The 19,888-nt window shown below is 71.3% G+C and carries 22 protein-coding genes; 8 read left to right on the forward strand and 14 right to left on the reverse strand.

Annotation, left to right across the window (positions count from 1 at the left end):
* Positions 1–75: 75 nt before the first annotated feature.
* A complete protein-coding gene (gene merA / locus JGS22_RS16390) occupies positions 76–1,500 on the forward strand; it encodes a mercury(II) reductase (RefSeq protein WP_211042557.1) in 1,425 nt (474 codons plus the stop codon).
* A gap of 21 nt (positions 1,501–1,521) precedes the next feature.
* Here the strand turns inward: merA and JGS22_RS16395 are convergent, their stop codons facing one another.
* The 12 genes from JGS22_RS16395 to JGS22_RS16445 all read right to left on the reverse strand — a co-directional run bounded on the left by JGS22_RS16395 (position 1,522) and on the right by JGS22_RS16445 (position 11,705).
* Positions 1,522–1,662, reverse strand: coding sequence for a hypothetical protein (locus JGS22_RS16395; RefSeq protein ID WP_164493619.1), 141 nt, complete (start codon positions 1,660–1,662; stop codon positions 1,522–1,524).
* Positions 1,663–1,773: 111 nt separating this feature from the next.
* Positions 1,774–2,487 (reverse strand): Crp/Fnr family transcriptional regulator, encoded by a 714-nt coding sequence (locus tag JGS22_RS16400; protein WP_236073173.1) that lies wholly within the window; start codon positions 2,485–2,487, stop codon positions 1,774–1,776.
* A 230-nt stretch (positions 2,488–2,717) separates the two neighbouring features.
* Positions 2,718–3,200, reverse strand: coding sequence for a hypothetical protein (locus JGS22_RS16405; protein WP_211042556.1), 483 nt, complete (start codon positions 3,198–3,200; stop codon positions 2,718–2,720).
* Positions 3,201–3,282: 82 nt separating this feature from the next.
* Positions 3,283–4,467: an NAD(P)-binding domain-containing protein gene (locus JGS22_RS16410; RefSeq protein ID WP_124274482.1), complete on the reverse strand. Its 1,185-nt coding sequence runs from the start codon at positions 4,465–4,467 to the stop codon at positions 3,283–3,285.
* Between the two features lie 22 nt (positions 4,468–4,489).
* Entirely contained in the window at positions 4,490–6,166 is a 1,677-nt protein-coding gene (locus JGS22_RS16415; RefSeq protein WP_211039792.1) for a radical SAM protein, read from the reverse strand.
* A gap of 45 nt (positions 6,167–6,211) precedes the next feature.
* The gene (locus JGS22_RS16420; protein ID WP_124274484.1) at positions 6,212–6,940 is read right to left on the reverse strand and encodes a TIGR04283 family arsenosugar biosynthesis glycosyltransferase; all 729 of its coding nucleotides are present in this window, start codon (positions 6,938–6,940) and stop codon (positions 6,212–6,214) included.
* Positions 6,937–7,611: a TIGR04282 family arsenosugar biosynthesis glycosyltransferase gene (locus JGS22_RS16425; protein WP_164493620.1), complete on the reverse strand. Its 675-nt coding sequence runs from the start codon at positions 7,609–7,611 to the stop codon at positions 6,937–6,939. Before JGS22_RS16425 ends, JGS22_RS16420 begins: the two co-directional genes overlap by 4 nt.
* The gene (locus tag JGS22_RS16430; protein ID WP_211039793.1) at positions 7,608–8,396 is read right to left on the reverse strand and encodes an MTAP family purine nucleoside phosphorylase; all 789 of its coding nucleotides are present in this window, start codon (positions 8,394–8,396) and stop codon (positions 7,608–7,610) included. Before JGS22_RS16430 ends, JGS22_RS16425 begins: the two co-directional genes overlap by 4 nt.
* 26 nt (positions 8,397–8,422) lie before the next feature.
* Positions 8,423–9,850, reverse strand: a complete 1,428-nt coding sequence (locus JGS22_RS16435; protein WP_211039794.1) for a radical SAM domain-containing protein — start codon at positions 9,848–9,850, stop codon at positions 8,423–8,425.
* Entirely contained in the window at positions 9,850–10,068 is a 219-nt protein-coding gene (locus JGS22_RS26400) for a hypothetical protein (protein ID WP_236073174.1), read from the reverse strand. The genes JGS22_RS16435 and JGS22_RS26400 overlap by 1 nt, the downstream gene beginning before the upstream one ends.
* Before the next feature lie 60 nt (positions 10,069–10,128).
* Complete coding sequence (locus JGS22_RS26405) at positions 10,129–10,299, reverse strand: hypothetical protein (RefSeq protein WP_236073175.1); 171 nt, start codon at positions 10,297–10,299, stop codon at positions 10,129–10,131.
* The gene (locus tag JGS22_RS16445; protein ID WP_211039795.1) at positions 10,296–11,705 is read right to left on the reverse strand and encodes a dihydrolipoyl dehydrogenase family protein; all 1,410 of its coding nucleotides are present in this window, start codon (positions 11,703–11,705) and stop codon (positions 10,296–10,298) included. The genes JGS22_RS26405 and JGS22_RS16445 overlap by 4 nt, the downstream gene beginning before the upstream one ends.
* A gap of 225 nt (positions 11,706–11,930) precedes the next feature.
* On the opposite strand from JGS22_RS16445, the gene JGS22_RS16450 reads away from it, so the two are divergent.
* Together JGS22_RS16450 and JGS22_RS16455 are read left to right on the forward strand one after the other, a co-directional pair.
* Complete coding sequence (locus tag JGS22_RS16450; protein WP_211039796.1) at positions 11,931–12,737, forward strand: class I SAM-dependent methyltransferase; 807 nt, start codon at positions 11,931–11,933, stop codon at positions 12,735–12,737.
* Entirely contained in the window at positions 12,734–13,483 is a 750-nt protein-coding gene (locus tag JGS22_RS16455) for a TVP38/TMEM64 family protein (RefSeq protein WP_211039797.1), read from the forward strand. Before JGS22_RS16450 ends, JGS22_RS16455 begins: the two co-directional genes overlap by 4 nt.
* On the opposite strand, the gene JGS22_RS16460 is transcribed toward JGS22_RS16455, so the two are convergent.
* Positions 13,458–14,072: a CDP-alcohol phosphatidyltransferase family protein gene (locus JGS22_RS16460; RefSeq protein ID WP_211039798.1), complete on the reverse strand. Its 615-nt coding sequence runs from the start codon at positions 14,070–14,072 to the stop codon at positions 13,458–13,460. The genes JGS22_RS16455 and JGS22_RS16460 overlap by 26 nt on opposite strands.
* Before the next feature lie 218 nt (positions 14,073–14,290).
* Between JGS22_RS16460 and JGS22_RS16465 the strand changes: the two genes are divergently transcribed.
* From JGS22_RS16465 to JGS22_RS16485, 5 genes are all read left to right on the forward strand, one after another.
* Positions 14,291–15,487 carry an ABC transporter substrate-binding protein gene (locus JGS22_RS16465; RefSeq protein WP_308405704.1) on the forward strand — a complete coding sequence of 399 codons (1,197 nt, stop codon included), beginning with the start codon at positions 14,291–14,293 and terminating at the stop codon, positions 15,485–15,487.
* Positions 15,484–16,353: an ABC transporter permease gene (locus JGS22_RS16470; protein ID WP_211039800.1), complete on the forward strand. Its 870-nt coding sequence runs from the start codon at positions 15,484–15,486 to the stop codon at positions 16,351–16,353. The genes JGS22_RS16465 and JGS22_RS16470 overlap by 4 nt, the downstream gene beginning before the upstream one ends.
* Positions 16,350–17,192, forward strand: coding sequence for an ABC transporter permease (locus JGS22_RS16475; protein ID WP_211039801.1), 843 nt, complete (start codon positions 16,350–16,352; stop codon positions 17,190–17,192). The genes JGS22_RS16470 and JGS22_RS16475 overlap by 4 nt, the downstream gene beginning before the upstream one ends.
* Before the next feature lie 5 nt (positions 17,193–17,197).
* Positions 17,198–18,262: an ABC transporter ATP-binding protein gene (locus JGS22_RS16480; RefSeq protein ID WP_211039802.1), complete on the forward strand. Its 1,065-nt coding sequence runs from the start codon at positions 17,198–17,200 to the stop codon at positions 18,260–18,262.
* Between the two features lie 117 nt (positions 18,263–18,379).
* Positions 18,380–19,459: a methyltransferase domain-containing protein gene (locus tag JGS22_RS16485; RefSeq protein ID WP_211039803.1), complete on the forward strand. Its 1,080-nt coding sequence runs from the start codon at positions 18,380–18,382 to the stop codon at positions 19,457–19,459.
* Positions 19,460–19,521: 62 nt separating this feature from the next.
* On the opposite strand, the gene JGS22_RS27415 is transcribed toward JGS22_RS16485, so the two are convergent.
* Positions 19,522–19,749, reverse strand: a complete 228-nt coding sequence (locus tag JGS22_RS27415) for an anti-sigma factor family protein (protein ID WP_372454264.1) — start codon at positions 19,747–19,749, stop codon at positions 19,522–19,524.
* Between the last annotated feature and the right edge of the window lie 139 nt (positions 19,750–19,888).

The raw sequence follows: 19,888 nt of genomic DNA on the forward strand, positions 1-19,888 counted from the left end.
ATGGCACTCTTGACCTATCCGGGTAAGCGAATAGGCGGGTCGATGCAGGGACGGCCCGGGAAGAGGGGCGGCGCCATGGCAGGTGCGGACGCCAGTTTCGACCTGGCGGTCATCGGTTCCGGGTCGGCGGCCTTCGCCGCCGCCATCGCCGCGACCGGCAAAGGGAAGCGCGTGGTCGTGATCGAGCGCGGCACCGTCGGCGGCACCTGTGTCAACGTCGGATGTGTGCCCTCCAAGGCGCTGCTGGCCGCCGCCGCGGCCCGGCACACCGGCCAGGTGGCGGGAGATTTCCCCGGCCTGGCCGCCCAGGACCTTCCGGTCGCCTTCCCCGCTCTGATCGGCGGGAAGAACGCGCTGGTCAAGGCGCTGCGGGCCCAGAAGTACACCGGTCTCGCGGACGGGTACGGCTGGCGGATCATGCGCGGCAGCGCCTCCTTCGGCGGGGACGCCGACCGCCCGGTCCTGCGCGTCGCGTCCGAGGACGGCGACGAGGCGTGGATCGAGGCCACGCACTATCTGATCGCCACGGGCGCCGCCCCGTGGGTGCCGGCCGTGGAAGGGCTGGAGCAGGCCGGGTACCTGACCTCCACCAGCGCGATGGAGCTCGGCCGACTCCCTGAATCCATGGTCGTGGTGGGCGGCAACGCGGTGGGTCTGGAGCAGGCCCAGCTCTTCTCCCGGCTCGGCACGCGGGTCACCATCGTCGAGGCGCGGGAACGGCTCGCCCCGTTCGAGGAACCGGAGGTCTCCACCGCGATTGAGGACGTCTTCGCCGACGAGGGCATCACGGTCCGCACCGGCACCACGGTCACCGTCGTCCGACGCGACACGGACGGCTATGCGCTGGCCACCACGGCCGAGGGACTGCGGGCCGAGCAGCTCCTGATGGCGACGGGGCGTCGTCCCGTCACTACCGGCCTGAATCTTGAGCGGGTCGCTGTGAAGAGCGGTGCGCTGGGCGAGGTGGTCGTGGACGAGCAGTCACGTACCACGCATCCGAGGATCTGGGCCGCCGGGGATGTCACCGGCCAGGCCCAGTTCGTCTATCTGGCCGCTGCGCAGGGCGCGTTGGTCGCTGACGCCGCCTTCGACGGTTCGAGGCGGTCGCTGGACTATGCGACCCTGCCCCGGGTCACGTTCACCAGCCCCGCCCTGGCCTCAGTCGGTATGACCGACGCCCAGGCAGCCGAGGCCGGCATCGACTGCGACTGCCGAACGCTGCCGCTGGCGCACGTGCCCCGGGCGCTGGTCGACCGGGACATCCGCGGTCTGGTGAAGATCGTCGCCGAGGCGGGCACCGGCCGCGTGCTCGGCGTGCATGCTGTCGCCGAGGGCGCCGGAGACCTTGTCACTGCCGCTACGTACGCGATCAGCGGGGGGATGACCGTCGACCAGCTGGCGCGCACCTGGGCGCCGTATCTGACCATGGCCGAGGCCCTCAAGCTCGCCGCGCAGACTTTCACGCGCGATGTGGACAGGTTGTCCTGCTGCGCCGAGTGAGCAAGGTCGGCACCTGGTGGTCTATCGGGTGGGCTGCGCGGGCCGGTTGACGGCCAGGCCAAGGCGATTGCCCTGGCCGACGGCGCGCCCCGGCATCACCGCGATGATGCCGGGATTGAAGGGGGAAACGATGAGGTGCTGACGAGCGATGCCGCTGCGCATGCCTGCGGGTGACCTCCCAGTGCCTACGTCCTCGCAACGCTCCGCAAGCCATCGACTGCCCCGCAGGTACCCGCGGAACAGCGGATGCCCTCATACCGCGATGGCTTCGAGCTATCCGCCCTCGTCGCGCAGCCGGTCCGGATCGAGAACGGTGATGCGGCCCCGACCCAGCCGCAGCAGGCCCCGGTCGGCCAGTTCACGCAGCACCTTGGTGACCGTCTCGCGGGACGTGCCGGCCAGGGCGGCCACCTGCTCATGGGTGAGTGTGACCTGTGGATGTGAGGCCAAGGGGCGCAGTGTCCGGGACGGTGCCTGCGCGGGGATGAGGGTGATCAGGGTGCAGGCGACACGCTGGGCGACGGACTTGAAGACCGTGTCGGACAGGCGTTGTTCGAGGTCGCCGAGACGGCGGCCGAGGATCGCGGTGATCCGTGCGGCGATCCTGGGATCCGAGAGCAGCAGCCGGTGAACGTCGTCGCGGCTCATCACGCACACGGTGACGTCGTCGAGGGCCTCGGCGTAGTTGCCGTACATGCGCTGCCCGAGCAGTACCATCTCGCCGAAGATCGTGCCGGGGTTGATGATCGCCGTGGTCAGGGCGCGGCCCTCGGCGGAGACGCGGAAGATGCGGATGCGTCCGCGCTTGAGGATGAACAGCACCTCGGACATCTGGGGCGGGGAGTAGAGGATCTCGCCTGCTGTGTAGGTCTTCATCGGGGCGGCTTCCGCGATGGCCGCCATCTCCGGCTCGCTCAGGTCGCAGAAGATGTCCACCTCGGACAGGCACCACGTGCGGTCGGCGTCGTCATGGTGATTCTCGCGCATGCGGCCTATGTCCTCGCGTCGGCCCGGGGCCCAGGGCGGTGGTGCCGCACCCCAGGGCGGGTCCGCCAGGGCGTCGGCCCCCTCAGCCAGACAATAGGGCACCTGTCCGTCGATAGGGACGTCTGTGCTCTCCTGTGCTCCTGCGGGCGGAAGAGATCCCTCCGGTGGAGCACCCCGGGGCGGAGGCGCGCCCGGGGTGCCTGCTGACTCCGGCGGTGTGCGTCCCATACTCAGGCCGACCCTGTGCGCTTCTTGCCCATCATCGAGGCGATGAAGGCAAACGCGAGTCCGAGCAGCAGACCGAAGACGAGATGAGCGCCGAAGCTGGAGCTGGTGACGTCGTTCCACTCGAAGACCGGCATGCCCATGTTCGCGGGCATGATCCACATCGCTCCGATCAGCCAGGCCACGACTCCGAACCCCAGCCCGAGCACGGCTGCGGGCACCAGCTTCTGGGCGTAGCTGCCCAGAAGTGCGCCGAAGGCCAGGCCGAAGGAGACGGCGATGGCCAGGTGGATGAGCCAGCCCGCGACGGCGTTCGTCGAGCCCAGCAGTCCAGCGACCATCGTGATCATCGCGGTGTCCATCATCGGCCGGGAGACGGACATCCAGATGCCCATGCCGATGCCGCCCACGACACCAGCCGCGGCGCCCCAGGCGGCATGCAGGGGGATGACGGCGGCTCTCGGGGATACTTGCATGGTGGTTGTCATGGTGTACGACCTCTCTGCCTGCGCGTGTCTTCCTTCCTGGCCGACGCTAGAACCAGTGCATCGGGAAGGTATGTGACCGCGCTTACGTACCGGCAGGTAGAAGCTCTGATTCTTCGGCGTACGCGGCGGCGAGCTGGTCGATCTGCTCGTAGCCGGTGCGCAGCAGGAAGGTGTTGAGGCGGCCGTAGGACTTGGCGCCCAGGATGAAGAAGTGCGGTTCGGGGTTACGCAGGGCGTCGATGCCGACGGACGGCTGGGCGAGGCAGTCGCCGCCCGCGGAGCCGAGGAGGGCGGCGGAGAGGTTCATGGGGGCGCCGGTGGCGTAGCACTCGTGGACCTGCAACTGCCGATAGAGGGCAGCGTCGCCCGTATACCCGGTCAGCGCCACGACGTGGTCGCAGACGACCTCGCGCGGGCCGTCGGCGGTGGCAAGAGAGGCGCGTACCTGGTCGTCGGCGGGGTGCAGGGCCTGGACGTGGGCGCCCGTGTGGACGGTCATGCGGTCGTTGACACCGTCGGCGAGGGCGCGGGAGGTGTCCACGAGGTGCTGACGGCCGGGCAGAGTGTCGTCGGGTACGGCGCCCCAGTCGGGTTCCGGGCTGCGCACCGCCCACTCGACGCGGGTGCCGGGCAGGGCGGCCAGGTCGCGGGCCGCGGTCTGGGCGGATTTGCCGGCACCGACGAGTAGGACGGTTCCGGCCCAGCGGGCAGGGTCGCGGGTGTCCGGGACGGTGCGGGTGATGTGGTCGGCGAGGGCGCGTTCGCCGGGGGCGGGGATACCGCCGGGGCCCAGGGTGTTGGGGTGGGAGTAGGTGCCGGTGCAGTCCAGGACGAGGTCGGCCTCCGCGGTGTCCTCGCCGTCGGGGGTGTCGAGCAGGAGGGTGAAGGGGGCGGCGGCGCGGGTGCCGGTGCCGATCTGCTCGTGTTTGAGCAGGCCGGTGCGGGCGATGGCGGCCACGCGGGTGCGGTAGCGGATGCGGCCTTCGAGGGCGGGCAGGGCGGCGACCGGGTCGAGCAGGCGGGTGGCCAGTTCGGTCCCGGTGGGGCAGTCGTCCCCGGTCGGGGCGTACGGCAGGTGGGCCCTCATCCGGTGGGAGACGTTGAGGTTCCACGGGGTGAAGAGCCGGACGTGGCCCCAGGCCCGTACGTGGGCGGCGACGGTGTCCGCTGCCTCGTAGACGGTGAACGGCCATCCGGCGTCGGAGCAGGCGAGGGCGGCGTCGAGGCCGACGGGCCCGGCGCCGAGGATCGCGACGTGTCGCTGCATGGTGGACTTCCTTCCGGAGAGGTCAGATGGCGCAGTGGACGGGGCGGGGCAGGGTGCCGTCGGTGAGGCGGGCGGTGAAGAACCTTTCGGTGACGAGCTGTTGACCCGTGGCGAGCGGGGTGCCGGCGGGTGCGAGGTGCAGGTCGGGGCTGGTGCCGAGGTCGGCTCCAGCCGGGTGCCAGTGCAAGCCGTCGGCGGTGACGGTCAGTTCGGGGATGCTGGAGTCCTCGCCGATCTCCACGCCGGTGTCGGAGAAGCCGCGCCGCAGCAGCGGGCGTACGGCGAAGTGGTCGGCGGGCAGGCCGAGTCCGGCCAGCAGCTCGGCGACCGCGGGGACCTCGTGCGTGTTCTCCGGGGTCTCGGTGAGGGCGACGCGCGGGGGCAGGCCGAGGTCGATCAGGTGGCGGATGCCGTCGAGGGTGCGCTGCCAGGAGCCGGCGCCGCGGTGGAGGTCGTGGGTGTGGGCGGTGGCGCCGTCCAGGGAGGTCTGGACGGTGAGTTTGCGGTCGGCCAGGTCCGCGAGGTCGGCGGCGCGGCGGCCCCGCAGCAGCATCGCGTTGGTCATCACGACGGTGGGCAGCTGGGCGGAGGCGTGGTCGAGGAGGGCGACGATGTCAGGGTGCAGGAAGGGCTCGCCGCCGGTGAGGTACAGCTCGGTGAACCCCGCCTGTACGGCCTCATCGACGAGGGCGTGGAAGGTGTCGGTGGGCAGGGTGCGGGGCGCGGCCTTCGGGGAGGAGGCGACGGCGCAGTAGTCGCAGGCCAGGTTGCAGTGGAAGTTGGTGTAGATCCACAGTCGGGACGGGAAGTACGCCGTGCCGAAGAGGGGCACGACCGGACGCTCGCCCGCCAGGGCATCGGTGGTCGTCTCGCCCCAGCCGTCGTTCGCGGGGCGGAAGCCGGAGGGCAGGGTGGAGCGGTAGAGGTGGTAACGGCCGCGGGAGCGCTCGCGTGGCGGCAGGATTTCCAGGCAGGTGGTCCACCAGCCGGTTTCGATGGTCTCGGCGAAGATCTCGGGCAGCCCCGCGGCGTGCATCGAGCGGGCCTGTGCCTGCCAGTCGTACGCGAGCGGGATCAGCTCGGCCGTGACCGGCCCGTCGGACAGGTCGAGGATCGCGTACCAGACCTCGCGGCGGCCGTCGTTGGCGGGTTTGCCGAGCACGCCGACGTTGACGGCGAGGGTGTCGCCGATGCGCCGCTGCCAGGGCAGGCCGCTGTGGGTGCACAGGACGACATCGGCGCCGGACGCCTCCGCTCGCAGGCGGTGCTGCTCCTCGGGCAGCGACTCCCACCAGAAGTCGTTCAGGGCCAGGGTCGAGCCGTGGACCATGTGGATGTCGACGCCGTCGATCGTCTCCCGGCGTTCGGTGGGCAGGGTGCCCATCCAGGCGGCGAAGTCGCGGTGGGGGGTGGCGAGCGTGTGGTCGTAGATCAGCTGGGCGTACTCATTGTCCTTCGGGTCGCGGTAACCGCAGCCGCAGTCGGTGTCGCCGCGGGCGATGGCCACGTCGTAGTTTCCGGCGACGCACTCGACTGCGTTGTCGGTGAGGATCGGCCACAGGGCATCGATGTCGGCGCCGAAGCCGCCGAGGTCGCCCAGGCAGAACAGCCGCTCGGCACCCCGGGCGCGGGCGTCGTCGACGAATGCCTGGAGAGCGTACGGGTTTCCGTAGGGCCCTCCGCAGACTGCGATGCGCATGAAGTCGGTCTCCAATGTGTCGAAGAGAGAGGGGGAGGGTGTCGCTCAGGTGGGGCTGGTTCGTTCCGCTGCCCGGGATCTGTGCGGGAAGAGGCGGGGGCCGGCGGTGTAGCGGGTGCGGATGGCTTCGGGGTCGACGCCGGCGAAGTACAGCAGCTTCAGGTACTGCATGAAGGCGATCATGCGCCAGGTTCCGTGGGCGGTCAGGCGGCGTGAGGAGGCCGTCGAGGTGGCGGGCAGCAGGCGCAGCGGGCCGAGGCGGTGCAGGCGCCGTGACATCTCCAGGTCCTCCATGATGGCCAGGTCGGGGAAGCCTCCGAGTTCGTCGAAGACGGTGCGGCGGACGAACATTGCCTGGTCGCCGAAGATGTGGTGGAGGCGGCGGGCGCGGGCGTTGGACGTCCACGCGAGGTAGTTCAGGGCAGGGGTGCGGCGGTCGAAGCGGAGGGTGAGGCCGCCTCCGACCACGGCCGGGTCGGCGAGTGCGGCCCGGATCTGGTCCAGGGCGTCTGGATCGATGTCGGTGTCGGCGTGGACGAACCAGAGGATGTCGCCGGAGGCGTGCCGGGCGCCCTCGTTCATCTGCTTGGCCCGTCCTCGCTCACTGGTGATCACGGTGGCGTGGAGCGCGGCGAGTTCGGCGGTGGCGTCGGTGGAGCCGCCGTCCACGATGATCAGCTCGCAGTCGGGGAAGTCGCGGCACAGGCGGCTCACCGCGCGCTGGATCGCGGCCTCCTCGTTCAGTACCGGGACGATGATCGACACGTGTGTCATGGCGCCTCCCCGGGCCGGATCAGAGCGGCGATCGGCGCGGGCAGCGCCGGATCGGCGAGGAGGGCGGTTGCGTCTTCGGGGGTGTCCAGATCCCGCAGTGGGCACAGCAGCTCCACGCTCATCCCTTCGCGCCGGGCGGCGCAGCGGGTCGCCCTCAGCACCCGGTCCGTGCTCCAGACATCCGCGTCGAGGGCGAAGAGCGAGGTGTGGGGGGCGCGCAGGCCGATCAGGTAGTAGCCGCCGTCGAGCGCGGGGCCCAGCACCACGTCGTGGCTTTCCAGGGCGGTGAACGCGGCGGTCAGGTGGTCGCCGGTGAGGGTCGGCGCGTCGGTGCCGATGACCAGCAGCGGGCCCGCGCCGTCGGCGAAGGCGTCGGCGACGGCTGCGGCCAGGCGCTGTCCGAGGTCTTCGCCGCGCTGGAGGCGCAAGCGGACGCCGGCGGGTGCTGCCGTACCGATGGTGTCCCCGCCGTCGGCCGGGGCGTAGGCGAGGTAGGTCCGCGGAATGCGGAGGGTGGTCAGTTCCAGGGTGTGGCGGATGAGTCCGGCCTGGAGTTCCGCGCAGCGAAGCGGGCCGAGCAGGGGATGCAGCCGGGTCTTGACCGTGCCGGGCCGCGGCGCCTTGGCCATGACCAGGATCGCGGGTGTGCCCCGGTGGGCGGTGGCGCTCACGTGTCGAACCGGTAGACGAAACCCGCCGCGCTCACGCTGCCCAGGGATGGCAGCGCGTGCCCGGCCAGCGTGGCGAAGACCTCCTTGCTCGCCGCCATGCGGTCCAGCAACGCCTGCACCGGTTCCGGTTTCGCGGCGACGCCGTTGGCGTAGTCGGTGACGAAACCGACCAGGGCCATGGGCAGTTCGGCCTCACCGGCCAGGACGGCCTCCGGGCCCGCGGTCTGGCTGATGGCACTCACCCCGGCGGCGGCCAGCGCGGCCACCTCCGACCGTGAGTTGAACCGGGGGCCGTCGACGTGTCCGTACACGCCCCGCGTCGCGACCGGTGCCCCGGTCTGCTTGGCGGCGGTGATCAGCGCTTGGCGCAGTGGTTCGCTGAAGGGCCGGTCGAAGATCCAGTGGCCGCGTCCGGCCTCGCCGGGGGTGTCGTACCAGGTGCAGGGGGTGCCGTCGGGGAGCCGGTTGGCGGGGAAGTACAGGTCGTCGAAGACCACCAGCGAGCCCGGCCGCAGGTCCGGGTCGAGGGAACCGCAGACGGTGAAGGACACCACGGCCTCCGCCTCGACGGCCAGCAGAGCGGCGAGGTTCGCCTTGTGGTCGACCTGGCTGGAGAGCCGGTGGTGACCGGTGCCGTGCCGGGACAACTGCACGATCTCCGCGTCCCCGAGGCGGCCCTCGGTGACCGTGACCTCGCCGTGGTCCGTGACGACGGTCCGCTCCGCCGCACCCTCCATGTGGGGCCAGTCGTAGCTGCCGGAGCCGGTGATCACGCCTATGCGCATGGACTGCTTCTCCTTCGGTTCTTCGGTTACATGCCGGACGTGCCGGGCGAGCGGCGTGCTGGGGTGCGGACCTCGACGATCGGCAGCAGGGTGCGCAGCGCGGCGTTCTCGGCCGGGTCGAGCACGGCGTGCTGGACGCAGGCGGGGACGAGGGTTCCGTTCTCGGGGTGGGCCATGGCGTAGTGGCAGGCGGCCAGCCGCTCCTGGGTTTCGCGCAGTGCGGCGTCTTCGGCCTGCTCGCCGCGCTGCATCATCTCCCAGGCCGGGGCGACGACGTCGGCGTCCATGAACTGGTGCATGACGAAGGTGACCGGACGTACCCGCATCCGGTGGCGGACCAGCCGCAGCAGTCCGACGCGGCGGGCGGTACGGCCCAGCCAGCGCAGCCCCGTCACCACGGTGGACGGATGGCGGGCCACCACCCGCACGATCCTTGCCGCGAGGAGGGCGGTCGGGGTGCCGGTGAAGGTCATCTTCCCGAAGTAGCGGAAGAACGCGTCGCGTACGGCGAGGTCGCGCGGGTCGTCGCCGTCGAGGAAGGGATACCAGCGGCTGCCGACGTAGAAGCCGTAGGCGGTGCGGTTGCAGCGCACGTCGCCGTTCTCGAGGACGCGGTAGTCCAGGCGGGTTCCGGCGCCGCGCTCGATCTCCGCCCATACCGCGTCCGGGGTCGCCTCGCGGAACTTCTCCTTCCAGCGGCGGTCGTCGCCGAGGAAGGCGGCGGGCTGGAAGGAGAACATGCCGTAGCCCATGGCGTGGCAGTCGCGGATCACTTCGGCGATCTCGTCGAGGTTGCCGGGGGTGACGGTCATGTTGTGGGCGAGGAAGAACCGCACCCCGTGCTCGCGACGCATGCGGGCAAACATCGCGGCGAATCGGGCGCGGTAGGGGTTCAGAGACTGCTCGTCCGGCGGGCGTTCGATGCCACGCCGGCCGTACATGAACTTGTCGAAGTGCGCGGCGAAGGACAGCCGGTCGAAGCGCCGTGTGCCGTCCGGTCCGAGTGCGAGCTGGGTGAGGTAGTCGTCGTCGAAGTCGCCGTGGGTGAAGCTCATCGGTTCCCGGCCGTGGTCCCGCATGATGGCGAGGGCGGCGGAGTGGTCGTCGGGGGTGAGCAGGCTGACCTCGCCGCCGATGAGCTGGGTGTGGGCGCGTGGGCCGCGCAGTTCGCGCAGCAGGCGCATCTGGGCGGTGATCTGTTCGTGGGTGTGGGGGCCGTCGACGCGTACCTGGTTGGCGTCTCTGGAGTGGTAGCAGGGGGTGCACTTGAGGTTGCACTTGGGGAAGACGCCGTGGGTGCCCTCGCAGCCGACGCCGTGCCGGCCGAGGATCTGGCCGGGTGTTTTGGCGGTGTCGGGGAGTTCCTTCCAGCGGAGCTCCATCGCCGCGGCGAACGCGGTGTCGTAGGGGCGGGTGGCACGTTCGAGGGCGCGCAGTTTCGCGGTGATCCGCATCAGTGGTTCTCCTGCGGGGTTCGAGCTGTGGCGGGCGGGGATGTGGGCCGGGCCCGGTGCAGGCCGCGCCACAGCAGCCCGGCGTACAGCAGCATCAGAGTGTCCTCGACGAGGACGTACCAGCGCAGCGGCTGGGGGAGGTAGGTGCCGAAGCAGCCGCAGTTGTCGAGGACGAGTCCGCGGGCGAACGCCTGAGAGGCCAGGACGGCCCACACCACCGCGACGCCGGTGTAGAGCCAGACGGGCGTGGTGGCGCGGGAGCGGGGCCGGGCGAGGAACTAGAGGGCCGTTACGGCTTCGGTGCTGATCAACGCCACGGCCAGGGCGGTCGAGGCCGCACCGGATGTCAGTCCGTAGGTGGTCAGGATGGCGGGCATCGCGTCGAACGAAGCGGCCTGGCCGAGCGCCATCGCCGCGAGGAGCAGGCCCAGGACGAGACGAAGGATCACCGGATCATCCCTCTGCGGAGTTTCAGCAGCGCACCGATCGCGCTGCTGCCCCGGGCCAGACGGGCGTAGACGTCGGCCAGCGCGGTATGCCAGGGCCCGTCGGCGTAGGTGGGATAGGGGTGCACGGTGCGGGCGTAGTCAGAGGGCGCCCAGCCCAGGCGCACCGCCGCCGCGAGATGGGCGATGGTCTCGCCGGCCCTCGGTGACACGACCGTGGCTCCGACGATCTTGCCGCGCGGGCCCAGCACCAGGGTGGTGAAGCCTTCGGTGCGGCCGTCGGCGACCGCCCGGTCGACCCGGTCGTTGTCCAAGGTGTGGACGCGTGTGTCGTCGCCGTATTTCTCCCGCGCCTCGTCCGCGGTAAGTCCGACGCGGGCGATCTCGGGATCGGTGTACGTCACCCAGGGCACCGCCCGGTAGTCGATGGGACGGCGCACCCCCAGCAGAGCGTCGACGGCGGCTGCTCCGCCCTGAGTGCCGCCAAGATGAGTGAAGGCCGAGAGGCCGGTCACATCTCCGGCGGCGTAGATCCGGTGGTTGGTGGTGCGCAGCCGACCGTCGGTGCGGATATGACCGGCATCGGTGAGTTCCACACCGGCCGCCTCCAGGCCGAGCCCGTGCGTGTGGGAACGGCGCCCCGTGACGGCCAGCAGAGCGTCGTAGGGCAGAGGACCACCGGGCCCGTGAACGGCGTCGGCATCGACTCGCTCGGCGCGGTAGCCGGTCAGCACGGTGACGCCCTCGGCCTCCAGCCGCTCCCGCAGCACCTGCGAGGCCCGGGGCTCCTCGCGCGGTACCAGGCGGTCCATCGCCTCCACGAGAGTGACCCGCGAGCCGAGCCGGGCGAACGCCTGGCCCAGCTCGCAGCCGATCGGCCCGCCACCGAGCACCACCAGGCGGCGCGGGAGTTCGGACAGCTCCCAGACCGTGTCGCTGGTCAACGGCTTGGCCTCGGCCAGGCCGGGCACCGGTACCAGGGCCGGCGAGGAGCCCGTGGCGATCAGCGCGTACCGGAAGGAGACCACCCGCTCGCCCGCGGTCAGGGTGCCCGGGCCGGTGAAGGACGCTGCCCCGTGCACCACGTGGACCCCGTACGGGGCGAGCGCGTCGGTGGAGTCGTGGGGTTCGATCGCACCGATCGCCCGCTTCACCTCCGCCATGGCCGCCGCAAGGTCGGCCGGGCCGGACACCGGCGGGAGCCCGTAGGCGGCGGCGCGGCGGGCCGCCTGGACATCGGCGGCGACATGCAGCAGTGCCTTGCTCGGAACACATCCTGTCCACAGGCAGTCCCCGCCCAGGCGGTCGCGTTCGACAAGCAGCGTGCGGGCGCCGAGGCGTCCGGCGGTGCGGGCCGCGGTCAGACCGGCGCTGCCGCCGCCGATGACCACCAAGTCGTACCTCTTCATGGCGCGGAACTCTCTGTCGGTGCGCCGTCGTGGGACGGCCGGCGCGCGGGCGTGGGACGTGAAGGGAACCCGGTGACACCGTTGTGGCCTTCCCTTCCCCGCCCCCACGATCACGGTCGCGATGGCCCTCCCGCTTCATCCGCGCGCCTGTGGCGTGTCCGAAACGGAATGCGTGACCAGCCCGGCAGGGTTCCCGAGGGAAGCACAGGGGCGCGAGCCGCCTCCATGAGTCACAGGAGGGGCGAGGGCTGGATGGACGAACCGGACTGGCGGCGCTTCATCACCGCATACCACCAGGAGCACGCCGGCATCACCGAGCAACTGTTCTCCCTGGCCGACATCTCCCCCTACGCCTGGCTGGCCGAACCGCTGCGAGGTATCGAGGGCACGGTCCTCGACCTGGCCTGCGGTTCGGCACCCACACGTCAGGAACTCCCGGACGCCGACTGGGTCGGGGTCGACCTTTCGGCAGAGGAACTCGCCGAGGCGGCCCGACGGGGGCGCGGGCCGCTGGTGCGGGCCGCAGCGGACGCGCTCCCCGCTGCCTCGGCGAGCGTCGGGGCGGTCTGCGCGGCCATGTGCCTGCCGGTGGTCACACCCCTGCCGCAGACGTTGGGAGAGACCCGGCGTGTGTTGCGGCCTGGCGGGACGCTCGTGGCGCTGGTGCCCTCCCAGTCCGGGCTCTCCCCGTCCGGCATGCTCGGCTGGGTCCGGGTGATGGCGGCCCTGCGCGCCGTGCGGCAGCCGTGGCCCAACCCGCAGGCCCGCGACGGACTTCCCGCACTGCTGCGCACAGCGGGGTTCCGCGTCCGCAGCGACGAGCGACACGTCTTCACCCTCGCCATCGGCTCGGCCGACGCGGCGGCCCTGCTGGCAGATGCCCTCTACCTGCCCGGCCTCACCGCCCACCGGGCTCAGGCCGCCAAGCGCTCCCTCGCGAGATGGGCGGCCCCGGGGCGGCGTCTGGAACTGCCACTGCGTCGCGTCGTGGCCGAACTTCCGATCGAACAGCAGTCACAGGAGACGACATGAACCGCCCGGCAGCCCGCTCCTCCGCAACCGAGCTCCCACCGCCCGTCACGGACGCGGACGAGGAGGGGCGGCGGCCGGGACGTGCGGCGTGGATACGGCTGGCCTTCCTCGTGGCTCTGCTCCTGGCGCTCGGCTCCTGGGTGGCGCTGGGGGGTGGAGACCTGTTGCGTGATGTGCGTCAGTGGGTGGACTCGCTCGGGATGTGGGGGCCGGTCGTCTTCGCGGTTGTCTACGCCCTGGCCGTGACGGCCCTGCTGCCCGGCTCCGTACTGACCGCCTCGGCCGGCGTGCTGTTCGGGCTTCCGGTGGGGGCCGGCGCGGTGCTCGTGGGAGCGACGGTGGGCGCGGCTCTCTCCTTCGGCCTGGCGCGCTGGCTGGGGCGTCCGGTGGTCGCCCGGTACGCGGGTTCGGGGCGGCTGGCGCGGCTGGATGCCTTTCTGACACGCCGGGGCTTCGTGGCCGTCCTCCTGGTGCGGCTGGTGCCGCTGTTTCCCTTCTCGGTGATCAACTACGGGGCCGGGGTGGCCGGTGTCCGCTTCTCCTCCTACGTCACCGCCACGGCCCTGGGCATCATCCCGGGCACCGTCGTCTACACCGGGCTCGGCGGATCTCTGGGCGACCCCGGCTCTCCCGGGCTGTGGATCGCGCTGGGCGCTCTGCTGGTGCTGAGCGCGGGCGGCTGGTGGGCTGCACGTCTGCTCCGCTCCCGCGGCGCAGAGGTCAGCGCAGCTGCCGATATCCGGTGACGACGCGGTGGGCCGCGGTGACAGTGACCATCGCGGCCCAGACCCAGGCGATGGTGTGGGCGAAGCCGGGCAGCAGGCACCACAGCGTGTGCACGGCGATGGTCTCGGCGCCTTCGGCCAGGCCGCCCAGGAAGTTCAGCGACCGGCCTCCCGACCGGCGATCGACACTGCGGCGCCCGGTGCGTTCGGCGATGGAGGAGAAGGCCAGGAAGACAGTGCCGTTGACGTAGTAGGCGAGCAGGACGAGCAGGAACGGCAGTGCCGGACCGCCCACGCCGACGGCGACGCCGACGACGAACGCTCCGTAGACGAGGAAGTCGGCACTGATGTCGAGGAAGCCGCCCGCCCCACTGCTCGCCGTGCCGCGGCGACGGGCCAGCGGACCGTCCAGGCCGTCGGCGAGCCGGGACAGCAGCCACAGCACCACCGCGGCCGGCCACCAGCCGGCCGCTGCGGAACCGGCCGAGGCAAGACCCGTCAGCATGCCGAGCGCAGTCAGACGATTGGGCGTGACAGCGGGGCGGTCCAGCATCGCGGCAGCACGGTCCAACGGACCGCTCAGTGCCGCCCTCGCCCGCACGTCCAGCATCGCTTGTCTCCTTCCGCCACACCGGCACCGCGCCGGCGAACACAAAGGGAAGCCTGCGAGCACCCGACCGTGTTCCGTTTCCGCGCAACGGATGTTCGCAGGATCGTCGCGCGGGAAACTACGAAGGACCAGCCGAAGGGGCAGCGCATATGCGGATACGGATGCGGCACAGCGGGCGGCGCGTCAAAAGAGCCACAGTTCTGGCCGCAGGGGCCGTCGTGGCCGGGCTGCTGACGGCCGCCTGCTCGGGCCCCGGCACCGGCGGGGCCGAGCCGCCCGCGAAGGACTGGGCCCAGCTGCGCAGCGCCGCGAAAGGCCAGAGCGTCAATATGTTCATGTTCGGCGGCGACAAGGGAGCCAACTCCTACATTGACGACGAAGTCGCCCCGGCGGCGAAGAAGCTGGGCATCACGGTCAGGCGCGTCCCCGTGGCAGACACCCAGGACGCCGTGCAGAAGATCCTCGGCGATCAGCGTGCCGGCAAGGACAGCGGCGGTGCGGTGGACCTGGTGTGGGTCAACGGAGAGAACTTCCGCACTGGAAAGCAGGCGGACCTGTGGCTGTGCGGATACACCGGCCTGATGCCGAACCAGAAGTATCTGGACAGTACCGACCTCACCCTCACCCAGGACTTCGGCACCCCGGTCGACGACTGCGAAACGCCCTGGAGCCGGGCCCAGTTCGCGTTCGTCTACGACTCGGCCAAGCTCGCCGATCCGCCCCGGACCACGGCCGCCCTGACCGAGTGGATCAAGCAGAACCCCGGTCGCTTCACCTACCCGGCACCGCCCGACTTCACCGGCTCGGCCTTCGTACGGCAGATCCTCCTCGCCCGCGCCCAGGATGAGCCCGTCCCCCCTGCCTACAGCAAGAAGGCGTACGAAACCGTCGCCCCCGGCCTATGGAAGGACCTGAACGCGCTGAAGCCCGCCCTGTGGCGGCAGGGTGCCACCTACCCGAAGGACCAGGCTGCGCTGAACGACCTCTTCGCCAACGGCGAGGTCGACATGACGATGACCTACGGCCCCGCAGAGGTCCCGGCCCTCGTCGGCAAGGGCCAGTTCCCGCCGAGCGCGCGGGTGTTCGTGCCCGAGGACGGAACCCTGGGAAACACCAGCTATCTCGCGGTGCCCAAGAACGCCGCCCACCGGGAGGCGGCGCTCGTGCTGTCCGACCTGATGCTCTCGCCCGAGCTGCAGTACGCCAAGGCCCGGCCGGGCGGCTGGGGCGCCTACACGGTGCTGGACCAGGAACGGCTGCCCGAGCAGTGGCGAGAGAAGTTCGCCTCGCTGACCACACCGGAGACGACACTTCCGATCGAGGAACTCTCGCGAAACGCCCGCCCCGAACTGAGCGGTGACTGGGTGGGGCCGCTGGACAAGGGCTGGAAGCAGGAAGTCGCCTCCGCCCCGTGACCGTACCGATGCCGCCGCGATGGCGGGGACTGCTGCTGACGGCTCCGTCCCTGGCCGTCGTCGCCTTCGCAGGCGGTGCCTTGCTGCTCGCAGCCCGCGGCAGCATTGCCGATGGCCTGGGCCGGGGCTGGAGCCTTTCCGCCTACGCGGGGCTCCTGCAAGACCCGGCCTTCGCCGATTCCCTGCTGCTCAGCCTGAAGATCGCGACGCTCAGCACCGTTGTGTCGGCTGCGCTGGCACTGGCCGTGGTGGGTGCGGTCAGTGGCTCCCGCCGCGGCCGGGCCGCCCTGGAGACCGCCGCCCGCGCCACGCTCGCCGTCCCGCACCTGCTCGCCGCCGCGGCGTTCGCACTGCTGCTCTCCGGGTCGGGAATCATCTCCCGGCTCACCCACGCCGCGGGATGGACCGACGGGCCCGCGGACTTCCCCGCACTCGTCGCCGGCTCCACCCCCAGCGCCGTTCTGCTCACCTACGTATGGAAAGAGGCCCCCTTCGTCACGATCATGCTGCTGGCCGCCTACACACCCGCCGTACGCGACCAGGAGAACGCGATACGCACCCTGGGAGCCGGACGGCTGCGCCGACTGAGGCACGTCACCCTGCCGCTGCTCGCCCCGGCTCTCACCGAGGCATGCCTGCTGGTCTTCGCGTTCACCTTCGCCGCCTACGAAACTCCAGCGCTGCTGGGAGCGACCGTCCCGCGCGCCTTGCCCGTAGAGGCCGTCGAGCTCTACCGCTCGGTGGAACTCGACGACCGGCCCGCCGCCCTGGCCCTCGCCGTCGTGATCGGCCTGGTGATCGCCCTCGCGGCCCTCGCCGCCGCGGCGATCTCCCGCCGACTGCTCCTGGCAAGGACCGGACCATGAGGCGGGCCCTGCACAGCGCCGGATTCGCGCTGCTCACCCTCTGGATCGCAGCGCCCTTGCTGCCCCTGCTGATCTGGGCCTTCGCCGGGCGGTGGGTGTATCCCGCACTCGTCCCCCAGGACTTCACCCTCCGCACGTGGGACCAGGCCGCCGCCCCCCAGCAGCAGGTGATCGCCGCGACCGGCACCTCGCTGGGACTCGCGCTGACCACCGCCATGACCGCCACCGCGCTCGGGGCAATGGCCGCGCGGGGCCTGGTCCTGTACCGCCCACCGGCCGCGGGACTGGTGCGTCTGCTGCTGCTCGCCCCCGTTCTGGTCCCCCCGTTCGCACTGGCGGTCGGCGTCCAGGAAGTGTTCGTCCGGGCCGGACTCTCCGACCAGCCGGCCGGCGTCGCCCTCGTCCACCTGGTGCCCGCCCTGCCCTACACCGTCCTCGTCATGATCGGCGGCTACGCCACCTACGACGTGCGCATGGAGCAGACCGCCCGCACCCTCGGCGCGTCCCGAAGCGCCGTTCTCCGCCACGTCACCCTGCCCGCACTCGCCCCGGCCCTGCTGGCTTCGGCGACCCTGGCCTTCCTCGTCTCCTGGAGTGAGTACCTGATGACCGTGCTGGTCGGGGGCGGGGTCGTCACCACACTGCCGCTCTTGCTGTTCTCCACGGCCGCGGGCAGCGGGAACCAGGCCCTGACCGCCGTACTGGGCATCCTCACCGTCGCCCCACCCATCCTCCTTTTCGGCGTGGGTGCGGCACTGCTGCGACGTCACCGGGCAGCCTGGGCCGACGCCGAACCTGCTTCTTCCTCTTCCTCCGCCGCACCGGGAATCGAGCGCTGACCGTCATGCCCTTCTTGTCCTCCACTCCCGCCCCCGGCCTGCGCCTGGAGCGGATCACCGTCACCTATCCGGGGCACCGCGAGCCCGTCCTGGACGGACTCGACCTCGATGTGGACGACGGCCGGCTGCTGGCCCTGCTCGGCCCCTCCGGCTGCGGCAAGACCACCACCGTGCAGGTCGCCTCCGGGCTCCTCACGCCCGGCCGGGGCGCCGTCTACCTCCGTGGCACCGAGGTGACCCGGGTCCCGCCGGAACACCGCGGTGCTGCGGTGGTCTTCCAGCAGCCCATGCTGCTGCCGCACCGCACGGCGCTGGACAACGTGGCCTTCCCCGCCCGCATGCGGGGCCGCTCCAACCGCGACGCCCGCACCAGCGCCCTCGCACACCTGGAGCGCGTTGGCCTCGGCGCACTCGCAGCCCGCTACCCCCGCCAGCTCTCCGGGGGCCAGGCCCAGCGCGTCGCCCTCGCCCGGGCACTGGCCGCCGAACCGGCCGTGCTGCTCCTCGACGAACCGTTCAGCGCCCTTGACCCGAGCCTGCGGCACACCATGCGCGACCTGCTCACCACGGTCCAGCGAGAACTCGCGGTGACCACCGTCCTGGTCACCCACGACCAGACGGAAGCCGCTGCCGTCGCCGACACCGTCGCCCTGCTCGACCGGGGCGGTCTCCTTCAGCAAGCTCAGCCCGCCGACCTCTATGCCCGCCCGGCCTCCCTGGCCGTGGCCCGCTTCCTCGGCTGCCCCACCGCGCTCCCCGGTCACGTCACGCCGCATGGACGTTTTGCATGTCCTCTGGGAGAACTGGACCTGCCCGACGCCGTCGCCCACCGCGGCCCCGGTCACCTGGTGATCCGCCCCGAGGCCGTCCAGCTCGGCACCGGACCGGACACCGTGGCCGCCGTGGTGCACAGCGTGCGCCCGGAAGGCGCCTTCACCGCTCTCGTCGCCGACACGGCCGCCGGCCCCGTACACGTACTTCTTCCGCCCGGCACGCCACCTGCCCCGTCGGAGCATGTCTGGCTGCACCTGCCCGTCGCGCATCGCTGGGTGGTGCCGCGAGCGGGCTGAGCGCTGTTCCGGTCGTGCTCCGGCAGAGAGGGAATGACGACGGCCGCGCAGCGGGTTTCCGTCGCGGCCCGGCGAAGCGCCGACTCGCGCACGGCAACTCACTCATCAGGGAGAGACATGGCGACGACCGATGTATCCACAGACCAGCAGGCAGCCGAGGCGTCCGTTGCGCAATCGGTCAGGGACTACTACGGGAAGGTCCTCGCCTCCTCCGCCGACCTGAAGACAACGGCCTGCTGTACGGACGTGGCACCGCCGCCCCATATCGCCGCGGCGCTCGCCGAGGTCCACGACGAGGTCATGGAGCGCTTCTACGGCTGCGGTTCACCCATCCCGCCCGCTCTGGAAGGAGCCACCGTGCTCGATCTGGGCTCCGGCAGTGGCCGGGACGTCTACGTGCTCTCCCAACTGGTCGGCCCCACGGGCCGTGTGATCGGCGTCGACATGACCGAGGAACAACTCGCCGTCGCCCGCCGCCACCAGGACTGGCACGCCGAACGGTTCGGCCACGCCAACACCGACTTCCGGCACGGCTACATCGAGGACCTGGCCGGGGCAGGAATCCCGGACGCCTCCGTGGACGTCGTGGTCTCCAACTGCGTGGTGAACCTCTCCCCGGACAAGCCGCGCGTCCTGTCCGAGATCTTCCGCGTCCTCAAACCCGGCGGTGAGCTGTACTTCTCCGACATCTTCTCCGACCGGCGCCTGCCCGCCTCACTGCTCGACGACCCGGTCCTGGTCGGCGAATGCCTCGCCGGCGCCCTGTACACGGAGGACTTCCGCCGTGCTCTGGAAAGCGCCGGCTGCCCGGACGCCCGTACCGTGGCTGCCTCCCCGGTGACGATCAGTGACCCGGACATCGAGCGGAAGATCGGCTTCGCCGCCTTCACCTCCCGCACCATCCGCGCCTTCAAGCTCCCGCTGGAGGACCGCTGCGAGGACTACGGCCAGGTCGCCGTCTACCACGGCACCATCGCCGAGCACCCGCGCGCCTTCGATCTCGACGACCACCACCGCTTCCACACCGGCAAACCGGCGCTCGTCTGCGGCAACACCGCCGACATGCTTGCCGCCACCCGCTACGCCGCCCACTTCGCCGTCACCGGTGACAAGAGCCAGCACTTCGGCCTGTTCCCCTGCACCCCCGCAGAGGGAGCAGCCGCGCCGGGCCCGGGCGCCGCGCCCGGCTGCTGCTGATCATCCGGACCGCGGGCGGGCCGGGGCTGCCCGCGGTCTGACGGGCTGGGGACCGGCGGGCGTCAACCGCTGGGCCGGTCCCGGCCCGTCGGCGCGCTGAGGTCTTGAGCGAAGCGCCGTACCCGGGCCGACGCGAGGGAAGGGGGCGTCCGCTGGGGACTGTGCCGGAGCGACGCCTTGATCAGCCGCAGAAGCTGCAGACTGCCGCTGCAGGCCCAGCAGCAGGCGATGTGAGCAGCCACCTGCATACGGTGCGCACCGGTGAGCTGCCCGTCGGCGTACGCCTCCACCTAGCCGCGCAGCCGCATATGCCGGATCTTCTCCCGGCACTCGGCCCACACTCGCCCTGGCCCGGGAACGCGCTGCTTTTTCATGCAGCGGAAACCCCTCCAGTCGTACGCGGCATTCCAGCCTGCGCAGGGCTCCTCG

It is taken from the genome of Streptomyces tardus (assembly GCF_018101125.2).
Lineage (GTDB): Bacteria > Actinomycetota > Actinomycetes > Streptomycetales > Streptomycetaceae > Streptomyces > Streptomyces tardus.